The sequence below is a fragment of the Micrococcus sp. GbtcB5 genome, from assembly GCF_019091605.1.
In the GTDB taxonomy this organism is placed as follows: Bacteria; Actinomycetota; Actinomycetes; order Actinomycetales; family Micrococcaceae; genus Micrococcus; species Micrococcus luteus.
On sequence record NZ_JAGXJK010000013.1, the window covers coordinates 37,221 to 54,611 of the forward strand.

Sequence of the window (17,391 nt, forward strand, 5' to 3'; positions counted from 1 at the left end):
GGCGGTCAGTCCCCCACGGCGGCGAGGTGCGCCAGGACGAACTGCTCCGCCTCGTCCAGGTAGTCGCCGAACATGGCGTGCACCGCGGGGAGGTCGCCGGCCAGCAGCCGCTCCACGATCCACCGGTTGCGGTCCGCGAACTGCACGTGCAGGCGCGTCTGCTCGTCCATGGGGTGGAACGCCAGGCGCACGCGGGCCTGCACCGACGCCATGAGCCGCGTGAGCTCGGGGGCGCCGGCCAGGTCCACGATGCCGACGTGGACGCGATGGTTGGCGTCGCCCAGGACCCGCGCGGGGGTGTCCGGGCCGCCCGAGAGCAGGTCCTGGGCACAGCGCAGCTGGCGCGCCGCACCGGGGGTGAGCTCGCCGTGTTCGAGGGCGCCGAGCTGGATCACCCGACGCGTGCGGTACAGCCCACGCACGTCCTCCGGACCCGGCGCCGCCACGAACACCCCGCGGTGCGGCCGGCGCTCCACGAGGCCCTCCGAGGCCAGCATGGTGAACGCCTCGCGCAGGCTGTTGCGGCTGACCTGGAGCTCGGCGGCCAGCGCCACCTCTCCCAGTCGCTCCCCCGGCACGAGCCCGGCCGCCGCGATCCGCTGCCGCAGCTGTGCGGCCGCGGCCACGGGAGCCGGAGCCGGGGCGGACTCGCCGCCGCCGACGCCGGGCGCGAGGCCTTCCCCGGTGACACCGCCGCGCGCCGGCACCCTCACGCCCCCAGCCGGGCGATCGCCTGGCCGCGCGTCACCGAGGCCGGGGTCTCGGCCACGAGGAGCTGGATCCGGCCCGCACGCGGGGCACGGATCGGCGTCTCCATCTTCATCGCCTCGACGATCGCGACCGTGTCACCCTCGACCACCTCGGCGCCGTCCTCGACCTTCCACGAGGCCAGGGTGCCGGTGACCGGCGAGGCCACGGCGCCGTCGTCGTCGGGCTTCCCGGCGCCGGCAGCGCCGGCCGGGGCCGCGGCACCCGCGCCGCCGCCTCCGAGGAGGGCCGCGTAGAGATCGGCGGGCAGGCCCAGGCGCACGGCGCGGCCGTCCAGCTCGACGGTGACGGCGGTGCGGCCGCCGGCGGGCACCTCGGCGCTCAGGTAGGGGGACTCGGCCAGCGGCTCGGCGAACTCGGACTCGATCCACGTGGTGTAGACGCCGAGGCGGTCCCCCGAGGTGAAGGCGTCCTGCTCGAGCACGGCGCGGTGGAACGGCACCACGGTGGGCACGCCGTCGATGCGCAGCTCGGCCAGGGCGTCGCGGGCGCGGGCGACGGCCTGGGCGCGGTCCTCGCCCCACACGATGAGCTTGGCGAGCAGGGAGTCGTACTCGCCCGGCACCACGGAGCCGGTGCGGACGCCGGAGTCCATGCGGACCCCGGGGCCGGTGGGGGCCTCGAACGCGTCGATCGGGCCGGGCACGGGCAGGAAGCCGTACGCCGGGTCCTCGGCGTTGAGGCGGAACTCGAGGGCGTGGCCGCGCGGCGTCGGGTCCTCGGGGATGCTCAGCGGCTCGCCGGCGGCGACGCGGAACTGCTCGCGCACCAGGTCCACGCCGAAGACCTCCTCGGTGACCGGATGCTCCACCTGCAGGCGGGTGTTCACCTCCAGGAAGCTGATGAGGCCGTCCGGGGCCACGAGGTACTCGACCGTGCCGGCCCCGGTGTACCCGGCGGCGCGGCAGATCTCGCGGGCGGAGGTGTGGATGCGCTCGCGCTGCTTGTCCGTGAGGAACGGCGCCGGGGCCTCCTCCACGAGCTTCTGGTTGCGGCGCTGCAGGGAGCAGTCGCGGGTGCCGAGCACGGCCACGTGGCCGTGCTCGTCGGCGAGGACCTGGGCCTCCACGTGGCGGGGGCGGTCCAGGAAGCGCTCCACGAAGCACTCGCCGCGGCCGAACGCGGCGACGGCCTCGCGGACGGTCGCCTCGAACGCGTCCTCGACGTCGCCGAGCTCGCGCACCACGCGGATGCCGCGGCCGCCGCCGCCGAAGGCCGCCTTGATGGCGATCGGCAGGCCGTGCTCCTCGGCGAACGCGCGCGCGGCGGCGGCGTCCGGCACGGGGCCGTCCGAACCCGGCACGAGCGGGGCGCCCGCCTGCTGGGCGAGGGAGCGGGCGGTGATCTTGTCGCCGAGGGCGCGGATGGCGTCCGGCGACGGGCCGATCCAGGTCATCCCGGCGTCGATCACGGCCTGCGCGAAGTCGGCGTTCTCGGAGAGGAAGCCGTAGCCCGGGTGCACGGCGTCGGCGCCGGCGCGGCGGGCGACGTCGAGGACCGCGTCGATCTTCAGGTAGGTGTCCGCCGAGGACGCGCCCGGCAGGTGGAAGGCCTCGTCCGCGACGGCCACGTGCAGGGCGTCGGCGTCCGGATCCGAGTAGACGGCGATCGAGGCGATGCCGTGGTCGCGGGCGGCGCGGGCCACGCGCACGGCGATCTCGCCGCGGTTGGCGATGAGCACCCGCGTGACGGGGCGGGCGGCGGGGGTGGTGGTCATGCGGGGGTCTCCTCGGAGGGCGATGCGGAGTCGACGACGGTCTCGGCGCCGGGGCGGGGATGGGGGACGAAGCGGACGCGGGCGCCCGGCGGCAGCTGGGCCGCCAGGCTGAGGTCCGCGCGGGCCACGACGCCGATCACCGGGTAGCCGCCGGTGACCGGATGGTCGGAGAGGAACAGGACGGGCTCACCCGAGGGCGGCACCTGCAGCGCGCCGCGCACGGCGCCCTCGGACTTCAGCTCGCCCTCCCGCACGCGCTCGAGCGGCGCGCCGTCGTCGGGGGCCGTGAGGCGCACCCCGATCCGGTCGGTCTGCTGGCTCACGTCCCAGTCCTGCGTGAACAGGCGCTCCAGGCCCGCCTCGCCGAACCAGTCGTCGCGGGGGCCGGGGACCACGCGCAGCACGGCCACCTGGCCGGGCGCGGGCATGGGGCGCAGCGCGGTCTCCGGGTCCCCCACCATCACGACGCCGGCCTCCGCCGAGGCGGGGGCGCCGGCGGCGGTCGGTCTCGCGGCGGAGGCGCCGGCGGCGCCCCTCGCATCCGGGCCGACGCGGCGGGCGAGGCGGTCCCCCGCCGTCAGCGGGGCGGGGCCGAGCCCGGACAGGGTGTCGGTCGAGCGGCTGCCGAGCACGGGCGGCACGTCGAGCCCGCCCCGGAGGCCCACGTACACGCGCAGGCCGCCGACCGGCTCGTCCACCGTCAGCGTCTGGCCGTCCAGCACGACGAACGGCGTGCGGGCGGGCACCCGGCGCGTGGCGCCGTCGGCCGCGGTGATCGTCCCGCCGGCCTCGGCGCCGGCCAGGGCCATCACCTGGTGGCCGTGCGCGGTGAGGGTGAGGCCGCCCAGGGCGGTCTCCAGCACCGCCTCGCGTGAGCGGTTGCCCACGAGCCGGTTCGCCTGGCGCGCCGCGTCCCGATCGGCCGCGCCGGACACGACGACGCCGAGGTCGCCCAGGCCCGGGCGGCCCAGGTCCTGGACCAGGGTCAGGAGCCCCGGGTCCACGACGGTGACGCCGCGGCGGCCGGCCACGGACGGGAGGCCGGCCGCGGCGTCGGCGGGCGGGGTGGCGTCGACCGCCGCGTCCGTGCCGGAGGTGACGGACGCCGTCGGGCGCACGGGGACGTAGCGGACACGGTCGCCGGGCTGCAGCAGGGCGGGCTGCTCGCGGCCGAGGTCCCACAGGGCCGCGGTGGTGTGCCCGAGCAGCTGCCAGCCGCCGGGCGAGGTGCGCGGGTAGACGGCGGAGAAGGCCCCGGCGACGGCGACGGCGCCCGCGGGGACGGCCGTGCGGGGCGAGCTGCGGCGGGGCGCCTCGAACGGGGCCGCCTCGGAGGCGCAGTACATGAACCCCGGCGCGAAGCCGCCGAACGCGGCGAACCAGTCGGCCTCGCTGTGGGCCCGGATGACGCCGTCGACGCCGAGCCCGGTGAGCCGACCGACCTCGGCGAGGTCTTCGCCGTCGTAGACCACGGGGATCTCGACGATCCGACCCCCCGTCACCTCACCGGCGTCGGGGGTGAGAGTGCTGACCCGCGGTGCGGCGTGCTCGGCGGCGGCCTGCGAGGTGAAGGTCACCAGGACGGTCGCGGCGGCGGCCATGACCTGGCGCTGGCCGCGCTCCGGGTGGGCCGTGAGGTGGGCGTGGACGGCCATGACGTCCTCGAGCGAGGCGCACTCGACGAGGAAGCCCTGGGTGCCGACCCAGCGGATCGGGCGGGCCGGCGGTGTGGCGGCGGGGTGATGTGGGGCGCTCATGCGAAGGCCTTGATGGACACGCCCGCGCCCTCGAGCGCACGGCGCACGGCCGCGGCCATGGCCACGGCGCCGGGCGTGTCGCCGTGCAGGCAGATGCTCTCGGCGTCGACGCGCACGTCCGTGCCGTCCACCGCTGCGACGACGCCCTCGGTGGCCAGGCGCACCATGCGGGCGGCGACGGCGTCCTCGTCGTGGAGGACCGCGCCGGGCTCGCGGCGGGAGACGAGCGTGCCGTCCGGGTTGTAGCCGCGGTCCGCGAAGGCCTCGGCGACGCCGCGCAACCCCGCGGCGGCCGCCTTGTCCAGGGCGACGGAGCCGGGCAGGAGCAGCAGCGGGAGGTCGGAGCCGAACGCCCTGACGCCGTCGACGACGGCCTGGGCGTGCGCCTCGTGACGGACGATCGTGTTGTAGAGGGCGCCGTGCGGCTTCACGTAGCGGACCTGGCCGCCGGCCGCGCGGGCGAGCGCGTCGAGGGCGCCGATCTGGTAGAGGACGTCATCGGCCAGCTCGGTGGGCGTGCAGTCCAGGAAGCGGCGGCCGAAGCCGGCGAGGTCGCGGTAGCCGACGTGCGCGCCGATCGTGACGCCGGCGGCGACCGCGTCACGGCAGGTCTGGGCGATCCCCGAGGGATCGCCCGCGTGGAAGCCGCACGCGACGTTGGCGGAGGAGACGGAGGGCATGATGGCGGCGTCGTCCCCCATCGTCCACGAGCCGAAGGACTCGCCGACGTCGGAGTTCAGGTCGATCTGCGGCGCGTGAGACACGGTGCAGTCCTCTCGGATCGGGCCCGGCTGAGGTGCCGGTCACACAATCTTGAGGCATGAAGGATGATTGTTCAACAATCCCCGGCGCGCCTCCCTGGCGCTCACCCGGTCCGCACGCCAACGCGGGTTGAGTTCTCACGGGTGTCCCGGCCCAGAACCCGCGACAACTCAACCCGCGTTGCGGGCCGGGCCGGGCGACCTCACCGCAGCGGCGTGTGCTCCGGGTCCACGCGCTCGTCCTCGCGCACGGGCCCGGGTGCGGTGCCGCCACCCCACGGGTCACCGCCGAACTCCTCGCGCCCGTGCTCGCTCAGCCAGCTCGCCAGCTCCGGGCCCGCGGGCACGATGCCCGTCGGGTTGATGTCCTCGTGGACCACGTAGTAGTGCTCCTTGATCTGCGCGAAGTCGATCGTGTCGCCGAAGCCCGGGGTCTGGAACAGGTCGCGCGCGTAGCCCCACAGCGCCGGCATCTCGGTCAGCTTGTTCCGGTTGCACTTGAAGTGCCCGTGGTACACGGGGTCGAACCGCACCAGCGTGGTGAACAGCCGCACGTCGGCCTCGGTGATCCGCTCCCCCATCAGAAAGCGGCGCGTCGTCAGGCGCTCCTCGAGCCAGTCCATCGCGGTCCACAGCCGCTCGTACGCGGCGTCGTACGCCTCCTGGGACCCCGCGAAGCCGCACCGGTACACGCCGTTGTTCACCTCGGTGAACACGCGCTCGATCACCTCGAACATCTCGTCCCGCTCCGGCCCGGCGTCGGGGATCAGCTGCGGGGCGCCGTCGCGGTGGAACGCGGTCCACTCCGTCGAGAGGTCGAGGGTGATCTGCGGGTAGTCGTTGGTCACGACGCCGCCCGTCGGCACGTCCACGATCGCCGGCACCGTGATGCCCCGCGGGTAGTCCGGGAACCGCGTGAAGTAGTTCTCCTGGAGCCGCTCGGTGCCCAGCACGGGGTCCTTCCCGCCCTCGTCGAGGTCGAAGGTCCAGGACCGCTCGTCGTGGGTCGGCCCCGGGGTGCCCAGCGAGATCGCGTCCTCCAGGCCGAGCAGGCGCCGCACGATGATCGTCCGGTTCGCCCACGGGCACGCCCGCGCCGCCACGAGCCGGTAGCGGCCCGCCTCGACGGGCCACGCCTCGGCCCCCTCGGTGAGCCCGCCGCCCACGCGGCCGACCGTGGACGGCTCGGCCACGGGCAGGGCCCGCACGGCCTCCGGATCCGCCACGATCCGGTCCGCGATGTAGTTCGTGTCCCGCGTGAACTCCGCCCCGGACTGCACGTAGTTGCCCGTGAGCCCCTCGCGCGTGTCGATGGTGCCGCGGTCCGCGGCCTGGCCGGTCTGCTGGTTCTCCATACACTCGAGCCTATGACGACGACCACCGCCACGCCCGGCCCCACGCCCGCCCCGCTGGTGCGCTGCGTGACCGCCCAGAACCCCTCCCCGATGACCCTCGCGGGCACCAACACGTACGTGGTCGCCGCACCGGACTCGGACGCGGCCGTCGTGGTGGACCCGGGCCCGGAGGACGACGTCGCCGCCCACCTCGAGCGCGTGCGTGCGGCGGCCGAGGGGCGCCGGATCGCGCTCATCCTGGTGACGCACCGGCACGCCGACCACACCGGCGGGGTGGACGCGTTCCACGCGGCCACGGGCGCGCCCGTGCGCGCCGCGGACCCGGACTGGTGCCGCGGCGGGGCCGCCGTCCTGACGCCGGACGAGCGGATCGACGTCGCCGGCACCCCGGTGCTGGCGTGGCACACCCCGGGCCACACCTCAGACTCCTACTCGTTCGCCGTCCCGGACGCGGGCGCGCACGGCGCGGTCATCACGGGCGACACCATCCTCGGCTCGGGCACCACCATGCTCGACCACCCGGACGGCACTCTCACCGACTATCTGGCCAGCCTGCGCCGCCTCGAGGCGGCGGGCCCGCTCACGGTGCTGCCCGCGCACGGGCCCGTGCCGGAGCCGCTGGACGTCGTCGCCCGCGACTACCGGCACCACCGCGAGGGCCGCCTGGAGCAGATCCGCGCCGCCCTGGCCGCGCTGCCCGAGACCGAGGCGGCGACGATCACGCCCGAGGACCTGGCCCCGCGCATCTACCCCGGCCTCACCGGCACCGTGGCCCGCGTGGCCGTCCAGACGGTGGCCGCGCACCTGCGCCACCTGCGCGAGGGCTGAGCCCCTCCGCCGCGGGCCCGGCCCGCACTACGCTGACCTCAGACCCGTCCCCTCGACCCCGCGGAGGCACCCCATGACCATCCTCGTCGGCTACGCCCCCTCGAAGTCCGCGGACGCCGCTCTGGACACCGCCCTGGACATCGCCCGCTCCACCGGCGAGCACGTGGTGGTGGTCAATGCGGGCCCCGGCGGCGAGCACCGCACCAAGTCCCTCGTCACGGAGGAGCAGCAGCGCGGCGTGCAGGCCCGGTTGGACGCCTCCGGCGTGACGGCCGAGTTCCGCCAGTACGCGCGCGGCCGGTCCACGGTGGAGGAGATGAAGGACGTGGCCGCGGAGCTGGACCCGTCCATCGTGGTCATCGGCGTGCGCCGCCGCGGCGGCTTCGGCCGGTTCGTCATGGGATCGGTCTCGGACGAGCTGCTGCAGGAGATCGATCAGCCCGTGCTGTGCGTGAAGGAGTACCGGCAGTACGGGGACCACACGCCCGAGGCCGTGAGCCACGTCGCCGAGACGGACCCGGCCACCCACGGCCTGCCCGCGTCCGAGCCGATGGCCGAGCGGCGTCGGCTCACGCCCGTCGATCCCGGGGACCCGACGCTCGAGCGCTGAGCGCTCCCGCCGGGCCTCAGTCCTCGTCGTCCTGACGGCGGCGCGTGACGGCGTCGTCGAGGAGGCCGTCCGTGTGGGAGCCGGCGCCGCTGCGCCGTCCGGCCTCGTCCGCCGCCGCGGCCTCCGCCGCCTGCTTGGCCTGCTGCGCGCGCCGCTCGGCGAACGCCTCCTCGCCCGGGCCGGCGAGTTCGCGGTTGCGCTGCACCGCCGTCATCGAGCCGGTGTACAGGCCGGAGTGGTCGCCCACGCGGGTCAGCGGTGTGGTGAGGGTGTCCGGGCGCGGATCGGCGCCGTCGACGCGCGGCAGCGGCGCGGTGCGCGGGCGCGGCTCGCGGGCCGCCACCCCGGAGCCGTCCGGGCCCGGCTCACCCGTCCGGTCGCCACCGCGGGCCTCCGCGTCGGAGCCTTCGGAGGCGGGTGACGCGTCGCCGTGGGCGGGGTGCCGGACCACCATGCGCTGCACCACGATGCCCTCGGGGTGCTCGTGGCGCAGGAAGGACACGAGGTCCTCGCGCACGAGGCAGCGCAGGTCCCAGAGGTCGCCGGAGTTGCGGGCGGAGACCACGGCGCGGATGCGCACGATGCCGCCGGTCGCGTCGGTCACCTGCAGCGCGTGCTCGCGTCCGTCCCACAGGTCCGTGGACTCGAGCAGCTGGGTGAGTCGTGCGCGCAGCGCGTCCATGGGCACGCGCCAGTCCACGTCCAGCTCCACGACGCCGGAGACCTCGGCGCCCACCCGCGTCCAGTTCTCGAACGGCCGGGTGGTGAAGTGCGAGGACGGGTAGACCATGCGGCGGCCGTCCCAGAGCTTGAGCACCACGTTGGACAGGGTGATCTCCTCGACGGTGCCGAACACGCCCTCCATGTCCACCACGTCGCCCACCCGGATCGCGTCCGTGAAGGCGAGCTGGAAGCCGGCGAACACGTTGGTCAGCGTGGACTGCACGGCCAGGCCGGCGATCACCGAGATCACACCGGCGGAGGCGAGCAGGCCGGCCCCGAGCGAGCGCACCTCGGGCACCCCCAGCAGGACCACGGCGACGACCACCACCACGATCACCGCGTTGAGGATGCGCCGGATCAGGATGGTCTGCGTGCGGATGCGTCGCTCGCGGCGGTGCTCGACGCCGGTCTCCTGGTAGCGGCCGAGGATCCCCGCCTCGATCACGCCGACCAGGCGCCACGCGGCCCACGCGCCCGCGGCGGCCACGGCGATGAGCAAGAGGAACGACGCCGGCCGGTACCAGGCCTGCTCCTCGGCCATGACCCCGAGCCAGATCCGGGAGGCCAGCAGGCCGGCGGCGACGGCGGCCGGCAGGCTCAGCCGTGCGGCGCCGTGCTGGAACGCGGGGCGGCGCACGAGCACGACGCGTGCCACCTGCAGGGCCAGGTACACGACCGCCGCGCCGATCGCGAACGCCATCAGCACGGTCAGCAGCGTCCCCCATTCCACGCCGAAGGCCCGGGTGGTGGCGGCCGCCCCGTCCTGGATGTCCCCCTCCACCCCGGACGGCACGGTCTCGCCCGCCAGGAGGCGGTCCAGGGCGGTCAGCAGGGGCGGGGTCGCGAGGGCGGGCAGGACGGGGAGGACCATGACGACAGTCTGACACCCGCCCCCGGACGCACCCCGGAGAAGAGCACAATGGAGCCTGACCGTCCGCGCGGTCCGGGCCCGGCCGTCGTCGTGCCCCGTCCCGCCGGCCCGCCACCGCCCCTCTGGAGGAATCCGTGCTCTCCGTCACCGACCTGCGCCCGCTCGACACCGCCACCGCGGACCTGTCCCGCATCATCCCGCGGGCGAACGTGGACGTGTCCTCCGTGGTGCCGGTGATCGCCCCGATCATCGAGCAGGTCCGCCACGGCGGTGAGCAGACCCTGCTGGACCTGGCCGAGCGGTTCGACGGCGTCCGTCCGCCCGCCCTGCGCGTGCCCGGGGAGGCGCTCGAGGCCGCCCTGGCCGGGCTCGACCCGCGGGTGCGTGCCGCCCTGGAGGAGTCGATCCGCCGGGCCCGGCTCGTGCACGCCGCCCAGCACCCCCAGGACTCCACGGTCGAGCTCGGCGCGGGCGCCGTCGTGGAGAACCACTGGATCCCCGTGGGCCGCGTGGGCCTGTACGTGCCCGGCGGCCGCGCCGTGTACCCCTCCTCGGTGGTGATGAACGTGGTGCCCGCGCAGGCCGCCGGCGTGGGGAGCCTCGCGGTGACCTCACCCCCGCAGCGGGACCACGGCGGCCTGCCCCACCCCACCGTGCTCGCCGCGTGCGCGCTGCTCGGCGTGGACGAGGTCTACGCGGCCGGCGGCGCCCAGGCCGTGGCCATGCTGGCGCACGGCGTCCAGGACGACGACGGCGGGTGGCTCTGCGCGCCCGTCGACCTGGTGACGGGGCCCGGCAACGTGTACGTGGCCGCCGCGAAGCGCGCCCTGCAGGGCGTGATCGGCGTGGACGCCGAGGCCGGGCCGAGCGAGATCGCCGTGATCGCGGACGGCACCGCCCGCGCCGACTGGGTGGCCGCGGACCTGATCAGCCAGTCCGAGCACGACCCGCTGGCCGCCTCCGTGCTCATCACCGATTCCGAGGACCTGCTCCGGGACGTGCAGGCGGCGATCGAGGCGCAGGTGCCCGGGGCGTTCCACGAGGATCAGATCCGCGAGGCCCTCACCGGCCCCCAGTCCGGCGTGCTGCTGGTGCGGGACATGGACCAGGCCGTGGAGGTCTCCGACCGCTACGCCACCGAACACCTCGAGATCCAGACGCGCGACCCCGAGGCCCTCGTGGGGCGCATCCGCAACGCTGGCGCCGTGTTCGTGGGCCCGTACGCCCCCGTGCCGCTGGGCGACTACTCGGCCGGGTCCAACCATGTGCTCCCCACCTCGGGGACGGCCCGGCACTCCTCCGGTCTGAACACCGTGACGTTCCTGCGCCTGCAGCAGCGCATCCGCTACACGGAGACCGGGCTCGAGGAGGTCGCGGACGGGATCGGCGTGCTGGCCGAGGACGAGCGCCTGCCCGCGCACGGCGCCGCGATCCGCGCCCGCTTCGCGTGAGGGGGCGGGCGTGAGCGGCGTCCGCATCGACGCGTGGCTGTGGGCCGTGCGGCTGTACAAGACCCGGTCGGCGGCCACGGCGGCCGTGCGCGCGGGCCACGTGCGCATCGACGGCGAGCCCGTGAAGGCGGCGACGCCCGTCGTCGTCGGGAACCGGGTGCGGGTGCGCCAGGACGGACGTGAGCGGATCCTCGAGGTCACGGGGCTGATCGCCAAGCGGGTGGGTGCCCCCGTGGCCCGGCAGCAGTATGTGGACCACTCCCCGCCGCCCGTGCCGCGTGAGCTGCTCGCGGTGCCGTACCGCGAGCGCGGCGCGGGCCGGCCCACCAAGCGTGACCGCCGGCAGCTGGACGCGCTGCGCGGCCGCGACCGACGCTGAGCGACTCAGTCCTCCCCGCGCCGTCATCCGCCGTCGTGATGGCGGCCTCATGCGGAGGGTGCGGTCAGCACCATCCGGAACGGCTTGTCGTTGTCCACCGTGGCGGTGAACGTCATCGGCCCCGCCTCATCCACGGGGGGGGAGTCGCCGCCGACCAGCCGCCGCACAGCGCCTCCGACCCGGCCATCCAGGTCTTCGTTCCCCCGCCACTCCGTGAGGTCAGGATCTCCGTCTCACCGGTGGCATCCGAAGGACACAGCACGATGACCCGAAGGACCGCACCCTGTTGGGCGTCCACGGTGATCTGCTGTGTGCCCGTCCCGACCGCCTCCTCCAGGACGGACTCCTTCTCCGGGTCGAGATGGTCCGCATCCGGATGCCGGCGCGTGTACTCGACCAACGTCATCCCGTCCTCCTCGAACAGCGCGGCGGGGAGTGCTTCTTCACCGGCGGGTGACGACGCGGACGAACCGGTGGCGGAGGCCGACCGGGTTGCTGAGGGGGCCGCTGACGTCACGGTGACGGAGGACGCCGCAGCGGTGGATGCCTTCGCGGTGGAGGAGACGCTGCCCGGGGAAGCGGAGCATCCCGAGATGGCGATACCGAGGAGAGCCGCGACGACCACGGCGGCCGACAATGCCGCACGCTTCTTCTCGATGTCCATCCGCATGATCCGATCCCTCTCAGAGAACCGATTGCGGGGCCGCGGGCTGCGGTCTCGAGCCCCCCTCTCGAGTGGCTTGATCCTGGCTGGCGATGCGCGGTGTGTCAAGCATCACATCGGGCAGCTCGGATGACGCCGCGCGACCGCCGCGCTTTGACCACCCCACGGACCCCTCCGTAGGCTGATCCCCAGAATCACGAGTTCCCGTCATTCACGGCCCTGGCCGGCGGGACGGCAACCCTCTCACGCAGTAGTGGGGTGCTCCAGGTGATGATTCGGCCCCTCGGACACCCCGACGGGCAAGTACCGCGCCTCCGCGGATCCGGGCGATCCGCGTTCCCGCCGTCTGCGGAGCCGCGCCAGTCATCGGAAGAGGACGCGCGCCATGACCCTGACCCACGAACCCCACACCGCCGCGTGGGACACCGACCTGTCCCTCGGCAACCTCCGCTCCGGCCTCTCGGCATTCCCCACCGGGGTCGTCGCGCTGGCGGGCCTCGCCGACGACGTCCCCGAGGTGATGGTGTCCTCGTCCTTCGGCGTGGGCATCTCCTGGGAGCCGGCCCTCGTGTCCTTCTCCGCACAGAACAGCTCCCGCACCTGGCCGCGCCTGCGCCGGGCCGGGGCGATCGGCGTCTCCCTGCTCGCGGCGGACCAGACGCCGCTGTGCCGTCAGCTGGCCTCCCGCGAGGGCGACCGCTTCGCCGGTCTGGACGTGCACCGCAGCCCGCATGACGCCCTGCTGATCGGGGGCTCCTCGCTCTGGCTCGAGACGCGGGTGCACGCCGAGGTCCCGGCGGGCGACCACACGGTGGTGCTGCTGGAGGTGACGGCCTTCGCGGATCACACGGACGCCGCTCCCCCGGCCGCCCTGCACCGCAACCTCTTCCACGGCCTGCGCGTGCTCTGAGCGAACTCCAGGTGAACAATCAGGCCCCTGGTTCCCGGTCGGCGAGATCCGTGCAATGATGGAGCCTGAAGTTGATCAAGCTGTATCCCGCCATCTTCACTGCTCGTCAGCCCGGCATCGCCGGCGTCGATGAGTGTTGGGCAAGCGGTTCAGTCTCGCCGCTTCACCCGCGTCCCACATCCGGGCCGCGGTCCAACACCGCCACCGCACCGCGGGGGCACATCGAAAGGACACCATCATGGCTGTCGGTACTGTCAAGTGGTTCAACGCTGAGAAGGGCTACGGCTTCATCGCCCCCGAGGACAACTCCGCGGACGTGTTCGTGCACTTCTCCGCCATCCAGGGCAACGGCTTCAAGGAGCTCCAGGAGAACGACCGCGTCGAGTTCGAGACCCAGGACGGCCCCAAGGGCCTCCAGGCCGCCAACGTGACGAAGCTCTGATCTTCGCCTGACGCACGGCTTCCGACGCCCCCGGTCCACACGGACCGGGGGCGTCGTCGTGTGTCAGGCGTCCACGCCCCGCCGCGCACTGCGCCGCACTCCGCCGTACGCCCGTTCGACCGCGGCGCTGCGACATCACCGCAGGGCTGCACTGCGGTGATGTCGCTGAGGCGCGGTCCTCCGGGGTGGGCCTCGTCCTGGCCCTGCGCGTCAGGCCGCGCCCCGCCGACCCACGTGGCGACGCAGCAGCAGCACCACGCCCAGGGCCAGCAGATACCCGGCCGCGACGACCGCGAAGCCGGCCCGGAAGTCGCCCGTGACGTCGCGCAGCAGGCCCATCAGCAGCGGGCCCAGGGCGAAGCCGGCGTACATGCCCATCGAGTTCGCCCCGGTCGCACGGCCGAGCCGCTCGGCCGGCACCTCGCTCAGCAGGCCCGCGTTGATCACCACGTTGGCGCCCAGCACCGTCAGGCCGTGCACCGCGGCGCCCACCCACAGCAGGGCCGGCAGGTCCAGCAGGTCCGCGGCGAGGAACACCACGACGCCGGCCACGGCACCCAGGCAGATCACGGCCAGCAGGGTGGTGGGCCGGTCTCCGGAGCTCATCCGCCGGCTCCACCCGATCCGGGAGAGCACCCCCACCACCCCGGACACGGCCGCCGCGGCGCCGCCGGCCACGAGCGTCATCCCCAGCGTCTCGACGGCGAACAGCGGCAGGTACGTGTTCGTGGCCTGCATGCCCAGGCCGGTGAGGAACGCGATCGCCGCGAAGAACCAGACCGTGGCCGGCAGGGGCGAGGTGTCCCGCCGTCGTCGCCCGCCGACGGGGCCGGTGGCCGGCGGCGGCGCCCCGGGCAGCGGCGGGGCGGCGACCAGCGCGAGCACCCAGAGCGCCCCGATGAGCACCGCGGCCCCCAGCGCGGCGCCCGTCCAGCCGAGGGCGAGGGACGCGGCCGGGAAGAACAGGCCGCCGACCAGCTGGGCCGCCTGCACGCCGGACTGCTTCACCCCGACCCACCCGATGCGCCTCTCCGGCGGCACCACGGTCCGGATGATCCGGTTCGTGGTGGGGTTGGAGATGGCCTGCGTGACGCCCGCGACGGCGGCCGCCGCGTACAGCACGGGCAGGGACGGGGCGACGGCGCCGAGCACGAGCGCCGCGGCGGTGCCACCGAAGATGATGCTCAGCTGCGCGCGGGCGGACAGGCGGTCGGCGGCCCGGCCGAGGCCGAGGGAGGTGACGGCGGCCGCCGCGAACACGACCGTCATCACGGTGCCGAGCTGGCCCGAGGTGACGTCGAGCCGCTCCATCACGACCGTGGAGGAGGCGGAGACGCCGTAGTTGAACAGGGGCCCGGCGCCCATGGCCGCCAGCAGCACCCACAGCAGGGCCGTGGAGGGGCGGCGAGCGGCGGGGGCGGGCAGGGTCACGGCCCCAGGCTACGACCCCTCACGCGACGAGGCGGGAAATCTCTCTCATGGGCGCCCGGGGGCGTCGCGTGAGGTGGATTTCCCGCCTCGAAAGCGGTGGTGACTGCGGGGACGGGTCAGCCGACGCGGCCCTCGCCGCGGTGCTCGCCCTCGACGCGGCCGGTGGTCCCCCGCTGGGTGACCTCCTCGCCGTCCTGGCGCTCGGGCCGCTCGCCGGCCTCCGCCGGCAGGCCCTCGTTCTCGTCGGTGGGCGTCTCGCCGGCGGTGGCGGCGGGTGCCGGATCCTGCGGGGCCCGACGACGGCCGCCGTGCGGGGACAGCGACTCACCCTCACCCAACGAGCTGACGCGCGGCATCGGCGACGTCGTCAGCGGCACGGACTCGGTCTGCCGGGCGTCGACGAGCGTGGAGCCCGTCCCGGAGATGGGGGAGCCCTGCACGGGGGCGCCGGCCGCCGCGCGGCCCGGGATCAGCAGCTCGGAGCGCCACTGGGGGTCGCGCTCGGTGAGGTAGTCCACGCGGGCGTGCTCGCCGAAGTGGTCCGCGTCCGCCTCCTCCCAGTCCATGGCCCAGCCGGCGGGCGGGTCGTTGAGCAGCTCGTCCGTGCGCAGCCAGTGGTAGATGGACGCGTACGAGCGGGTGCTCAGGTGGTCCACGCGGCGGCGCAGCATGCGGGTGTTCAGCTGGGACGGATGCGTCAGGCCCATGGACGCCATGATCTGCACGGCCTCGCGCACGGTCAGGCGGTGGTAGTTGAAGACGCGGTTGCCCTTGTCCTCCACGTCGAGGGCGCGCATCAGACGCGGGTCCTGCGTGGCCACCCCCACGGGGCACTCGTTCGTGTGGCACTTCTGCGCCTGGATGCACCCGGTGGCCATCATCATCGCGCGGGCGGACATGGTGAAGTCCGCGCCCTGGATCAGACGCTTGACGATGTCCGAACCGGTGGCGACCTTGCCGGCCGCGCCGAGCTTGATCATGTGGCGCAGGCCGGTGCCCACGAGCGCGTTGTGCACGAGCATGAGGCCCTCGGTCAGCGGGGTGCCCACGCGGTCCGAGTACTCGAGCGGGGCGGCGCCGGTGCCGCCCTCGGAGCCGTCCACGATGATGAAGTCGGGGGCGATCCGCTCCTCCCAGATGGCCTTGGTCATGGCCAGCACGTCCACGCGGGAGCCCACGCAGAACTTGATGCCGATCGGCTTGCCGTCCGAGAGCTCACGGAGCTGCTCGATGAACTTGACCATCTCGCGCGGGGTGCGGAACGCGGAGTGGGACGCCGGGGACAGGCAGTCCTTGTCCATCGGGATCTCACGGGCCTCGGCGATCTCGGGGGAGATCTTCTCCTTGGGCAGCATGCCGCCCAGGCCGGGCTTCGCGCCCTGGGAGATCTTGATGGTGATGCCCTTGACCTCGGGCAGCAGCGCCTTCTCGGCGAACTTCTCCGGGCTGAAGGTGCCGTCCTCGTTGCGGCAGCCGAAGTAGCCGGAGCCGATCTCCCAGAACAGGTCCGCGCCGTTGCCGCGGTGGTACTTGGTGAGGCCGCCCTCGCCGGTCTCGTGGATGAACCCGCCCAGGCCGGCGCCCTTGTTCATGGCGATCACGGCGTTGGCGGAGAGGGAGCCGAAGGACATGGACGAGATGTTCATCAGCGAGATGTCCACGGGCCGGCGGCAGTCCGGGCCGCCGATCCGCACCGTGGGGGGCTCCTCCGGCGGGTTGACCGGGGCGGTGGAGTGCAACAGGAACTCGTAGCCGATCTCCGAGGTGTCCCGCTCGGTGCCGAACGCCTTGTGGCTGTCCAGGCCCTTCGCACGGGCGTAGACGATCGAGCGGGTGTCCCGGTCGAACGGCTTGCCGTCGAAGTTGCGCTCGATGAAGTACTGCTGGATCTCGGGGCGGATCGACTCCAGCAGATACCGCATGTGGCCGAGCACGGGGTAGTTGCGGAGGATCGCGTGCCGCTTCTGGGTCATGTCCCACACGGCGAGCACGAGCAGCGCCACCAGGAGCACCGCCAGCACCCACCACGCGCCGCCGCCGATGGCGGCCACCAGCACGACGACGAGCGCGGCCAGCGAGAGGGTCGCGACGATCAGGAGTCTGTTGTTCACCCGACCATCGTGCCCTATATCACTCGAACGTTCATCCTCGCCGCACTGTGTCGAGGTCCCACGTGTGGGGCAGGGGCGTCCGGGCCGACGGCAGGGCCACGCTGCGCCGCCACTCGTGCAGCCACTCCGGCAGCGTCGGCTCCCCCGCGAGGTCGTGGCCGGCCGCCGCCGCGATCGCCCGGACCTCGTCGTTCTCCACGGGGCGGCCGTCCTTCTTGCGCAGGCGCGTGCAGATGTACGCGCGCACCGCGACGTCGCCGTCGACCACCACGCGCTGCTCGAACCACACCGCGCGCTCATCCAGGCCGATCATCCGCGTCTCCACGTCGAACCGCTGCCCCAGGGTCACCGAGCGGCGGAACGCAATCTGCTCGGCCTGCACCACGGGCGTCCAGCCGCGACGGCGGATCTCGTCCCACAGGCCGGTGCGGACCATCGCGTCGAAGCGGCCGAGGTCGAACAGCCCGAAGTACTGGCCGTTGTTGACGTGCAGGGCCATGTCCACGTCCGTGGGCAGGGCGCGCATCGGCAGCGTCGTCGGCTCCCAGAGTCCGGCGCGCGGGCGGCGGCGGGCGCGGGCGACGACCCAGATCGTGCGGGGGATCAGATGCAT

At 74.2% G+C, this 17,391-nt stretch carries 16 protein-coding genes and 1 riboswitch; of the genes, 6 read left to right on the forward strand and 10 right to left on the reverse strand.

The window, feature by feature from the left end; all coding sequences use genetic code 11:
• Positions 1–5: 5 nt before the first annotated feature.
• From KVS67_RS06455 to KVS67_RS06475, 5 genes are all read right to left on the reverse strand, one after another.
• On the reverse strand, positions 6–713 hold the full coding sequence (locus KVS67_RS06455; protein WP_036339766.1) for a GntR family transcriptional regulator: 708 nt from the start codon (positions 711–713) through the stop codon (positions 6–8).
• Positions 710–2,485, reverse strand: a complete 1,776-nt coding sequence (locus KVS67_RS06460; protein WP_102708536.1) for a biotin carboxylase N-terminal domain-containing protein — start codon at positions 2,483–2,485, stop codon at positions 710–712. Before KVS67_RS06460 ends, KVS67_RS06455 begins: the two co-directional genes overlap by 4 nt.
• Positions 2,482–4,242, reverse strand: coding sequence for a carboxyltransferase domain-containing protein (locus KVS67_RS06465; RefSeq protein WP_217565134.1), 1,761 nt, complete (start codon positions 4,240–4,242; stop codon positions 2,482–2,484). Before KVS67_RS06465 ends, KVS67_RS06460 begins: the two co-directional genes overlap by 4 nt.
• Positions 4,239–5,006, reverse strand: coding sequence for a LamB/YcsF family protein (locus tag KVS67_RS06470; protein ID WP_217565135.1), 768 nt, complete (start codon positions 5,004–5,006; stop codon positions 4,239–4,241). Before KVS67_RS06470 ends, KVS67_RS06465 begins: the two co-directional genes overlap by 4 nt.
• A 200-nt stretch (positions 5,007–5,206) precedes the next feature.
• The gene (locus KVS67_RS06475; protein ID WP_217565136.1) at positions 5,207–6,358 is read right to left on the reverse strand and encodes a glutathione S-transferase family protein; all 1,152 of its coding nucleotides are present in this window, start codon (positions 6,356–6,358) and stop codon (positions 5,207–5,209) included.
• Between the two features lie 12 nt (positions 6,359–6,370).
• Here KVS67_RS06475 and KVS67_RS06480 point away from each other — a divergent pair, with 12 nt between their 5' ends.
• Both KVS67_RS06480 and KVS67_RS06485 read left to right on the forward strand, forming a co-directional pair.
• The gene (locus KVS67_RS06480) at positions 6,371–7,186 is read left to right on the forward strand and encodes an MBL fold metallo-hydrolase (RefSeq protein ID WP_101967503.1); all 816 of its coding nucleotides are present in this window, start codon (positions 6,371–6,373) and stop codon (positions 7,184–7,186) included.
• A 73-nt stretch (positions 7,187–7,259) separates the two neighbouring features.
• Positions 7,260–7,796, forward strand: a complete 537-nt coding sequence (locus KVS67_RS06485) for a universal stress protein (protein ID WP_036338766.1) — start codon at positions 7,260–7,262, stop codon at positions 7,794–7,796.
• 16 nt (positions 7,797–7,812) lie between these two features.
• Here KVS67_RS06485 and KVS67_RS06490 read toward each other — a convergent pair whose 3' ends face one another.
• Positions 7,813–9,390, reverse strand: a complete 1,578-nt coding sequence (locus KVS67_RS06490; protein ID WP_052001153.1) for a mechanosensitive ion channel family protein — start codon at positions 9,388–9,390, stop codon at positions 7,813–7,815.
• A gap of 134 nt (positions 9,391–9,524) precedes the next feature.
• On the opposite strand from KVS67_RS06490, the gene hisD reads away from it, so the two are divergent.
• Together hisD and KVS67_RS06500 are read left to right on the forward strand one after the other, a co-directional pair.
• Positions 9,525–10,841 carry a histidinol dehydrogenase gene (hisD, locus tag KVS67_RS06495; RefSeq protein ID WP_217565137.1) on the forward strand — a complete coding sequence of 439 codons (1,317 nt, stop codon included), beginning with the start codon at positions 9,525–9,527 and terminating at the stop codon, positions 10,839–10,841.
• A 10-nt stretch (positions 10,842–10,851) separates the two neighbouring features.
• Complete coding sequence (locus KVS67_RS06500) at positions 10,852–11,220, forward strand: RNA-binding S4 domain-containing protein (RefSeq protein WP_002855797.1); 369 nt, start codon at positions 10,852–10,854, stop codon at positions 11,218–11,220.
• A 112-nt stretch (positions 11,221–11,332) separates the two neighbouring features.
• On the opposite strand, the gene KVS67_RS14030 is transcribed toward KVS67_RS06500, so the two are convergent.
• A complete protein-coding gene (locus KVS67_RS14030) occupies positions 11,333–11,884 on the reverse strand; it encodes a hypothetical protein (protein ID WP_254629252.1) in 552 nt (183 codons plus the stop codon).
• A 192-nt stretch (positions 11,885–12,076) separates the two neighbouring features.
• A riboswitch (SAM riboswitch) is annotated at positions 12,077–12,196 on the forward strand.
• A gap of 73 nt (positions 12,197–12,269) precedes the next feature.
• On the opposite strand from KVS67_RS14030, the gene KVS67_RS06510 reads away from it, so the two are divergent.
• Both KVS67_RS06510 and KVS67_RS06515 read left to right on the forward strand, forming a co-directional pair.
• Positions 12,270–12,794, forward strand: coding sequence for a flavin reductase family protein (locus KVS67_RS06510; protein WP_217565138.1), 525 nt, complete (start codon positions 12,270–12,272; stop codon positions 12,792–12,794).
• Positions 12,795–13,032: 238 nt separating this feature from the next.
• A complete protein-coding gene (locus tag KVS67_RS06515; RefSeq protein WP_010080175.1) occupies positions 13,033–13,236 on the forward strand; it encodes a cold-shock protein in 204 nt (67 codons plus the stop codon).
• Between the two features lie 210 nt (positions 13,237–13,446).
• Here KVS67_RS06515 and KVS67_RS06520 read toward each other — a convergent pair whose 3' ends face one another.
• The 3 genes from KVS67_RS06520 to KVS67_RS06530 form a co-directional block, all read right to left on the reverse strand.
• Positions 13,447–14,667, reverse strand: a complete 1,221-nt coding sequence (locus KVS67_RS06520) for an MFS transporter (RefSeq protein ID WP_217565139.1) — start codon at positions 14,665–14,667, stop codon at positions 13,447–13,449.
• Between the two features lie 116 nt (positions 14,668–14,783).
• Positions 14,784–16,778, reverse strand: coding sequence for an FMN-binding glutamate synthase family protein (locus KVS67_RS06525; RefSeq protein WP_217565140.1), 1,995 nt, complete (start codon positions 16,776–16,778; stop codon positions 14,784–14,786).
• 31 nt (positions 16,779–16,809) lie between these two features.
• Positions 16,810–17,391, reverse strand: coding sequence for a thioesterase family protein (locus KVS67_RS06530; protein WP_036316171.1), 582 nt, complete (start codon positions 17,389–17,391; stop codon positions 16,810–16,812).

Excerpts from the sequence above, each read along its gene's own strand:
- KVS67_RS06480 (WP_101967503.1), top strand. The coding sequence starts at position 6,371 with ATGACGACGACCACCGCCACGCCCGGCCCCACGCCCGCCCCGCTGGTG.
- KVS67_RS06510 (WP_217565138.1), top strand. The coding sequence starts at position 12,270 with ATGACCCTGACCCACGAACCCCACACCGCCGCGTGGGACACCGACCTG.
- KVS67_RS14030 (WP_254629252.1), bottom strand. The coding sequence starts at position 11,884 with ATGGACATCGAGAAGAAGCGTGCGGCATTGTCGGCCGCCGTGGTCGTC.
- KVS67_RS06485 (WP_036338766.1), top strand. The coding sequence starts at position 7,260 with ATGACCATCCTCGTCGGCTACGCCCCCTCGAAGTCCGCGGACGCCGCT.
- KVS67_RS06530 (WP_036316171.1), bottom strand. The coding sequence starts at position 17,391 with ATGCATCTGATCCCCCGCACGATCTGGGTCGTCGCCCGCGCCCGCCGC.
- KVS67_RS06490 (WP_052001153.1), bottom strand. The coding sequence starts at position 9,390 with ATGGTCCTCCCCGTCCTGCCCGCCCTCGCGACCCCGCCCCTGCTGACC.
- KVS67_RS06465 (WP_217565134.1), bottom strand. The coding sequence starts at position 4,242 with ATGAGCGCCCCACATCACCCCGCCGCCACACCGCCGGCCCGCCCGATC.
- KVS67_RS06475 (WP_217565136.1), bottom strand. The coding sequence starts at position 6,358 with ATGGAGAACCAGCAGACCGGCCAGGCCGCGGACCGCGGCACCATCGAC.
- KVS67_RS06515 (WP_010080175.1), top strand. The coding sequence starts at position 13,033 with ATGGCTGTCGGTACTGTCAAGTGGTTCAACGCTGAGAAGGGCTACGGC.
- KVS67_RS06460 (WP_102708536.1), bottom strand. The coding sequence starts at position 2,485 with ATGACCACCACCCCCGCCGCCCGCCCCGTCACGCGGGTGCTCATCGCC.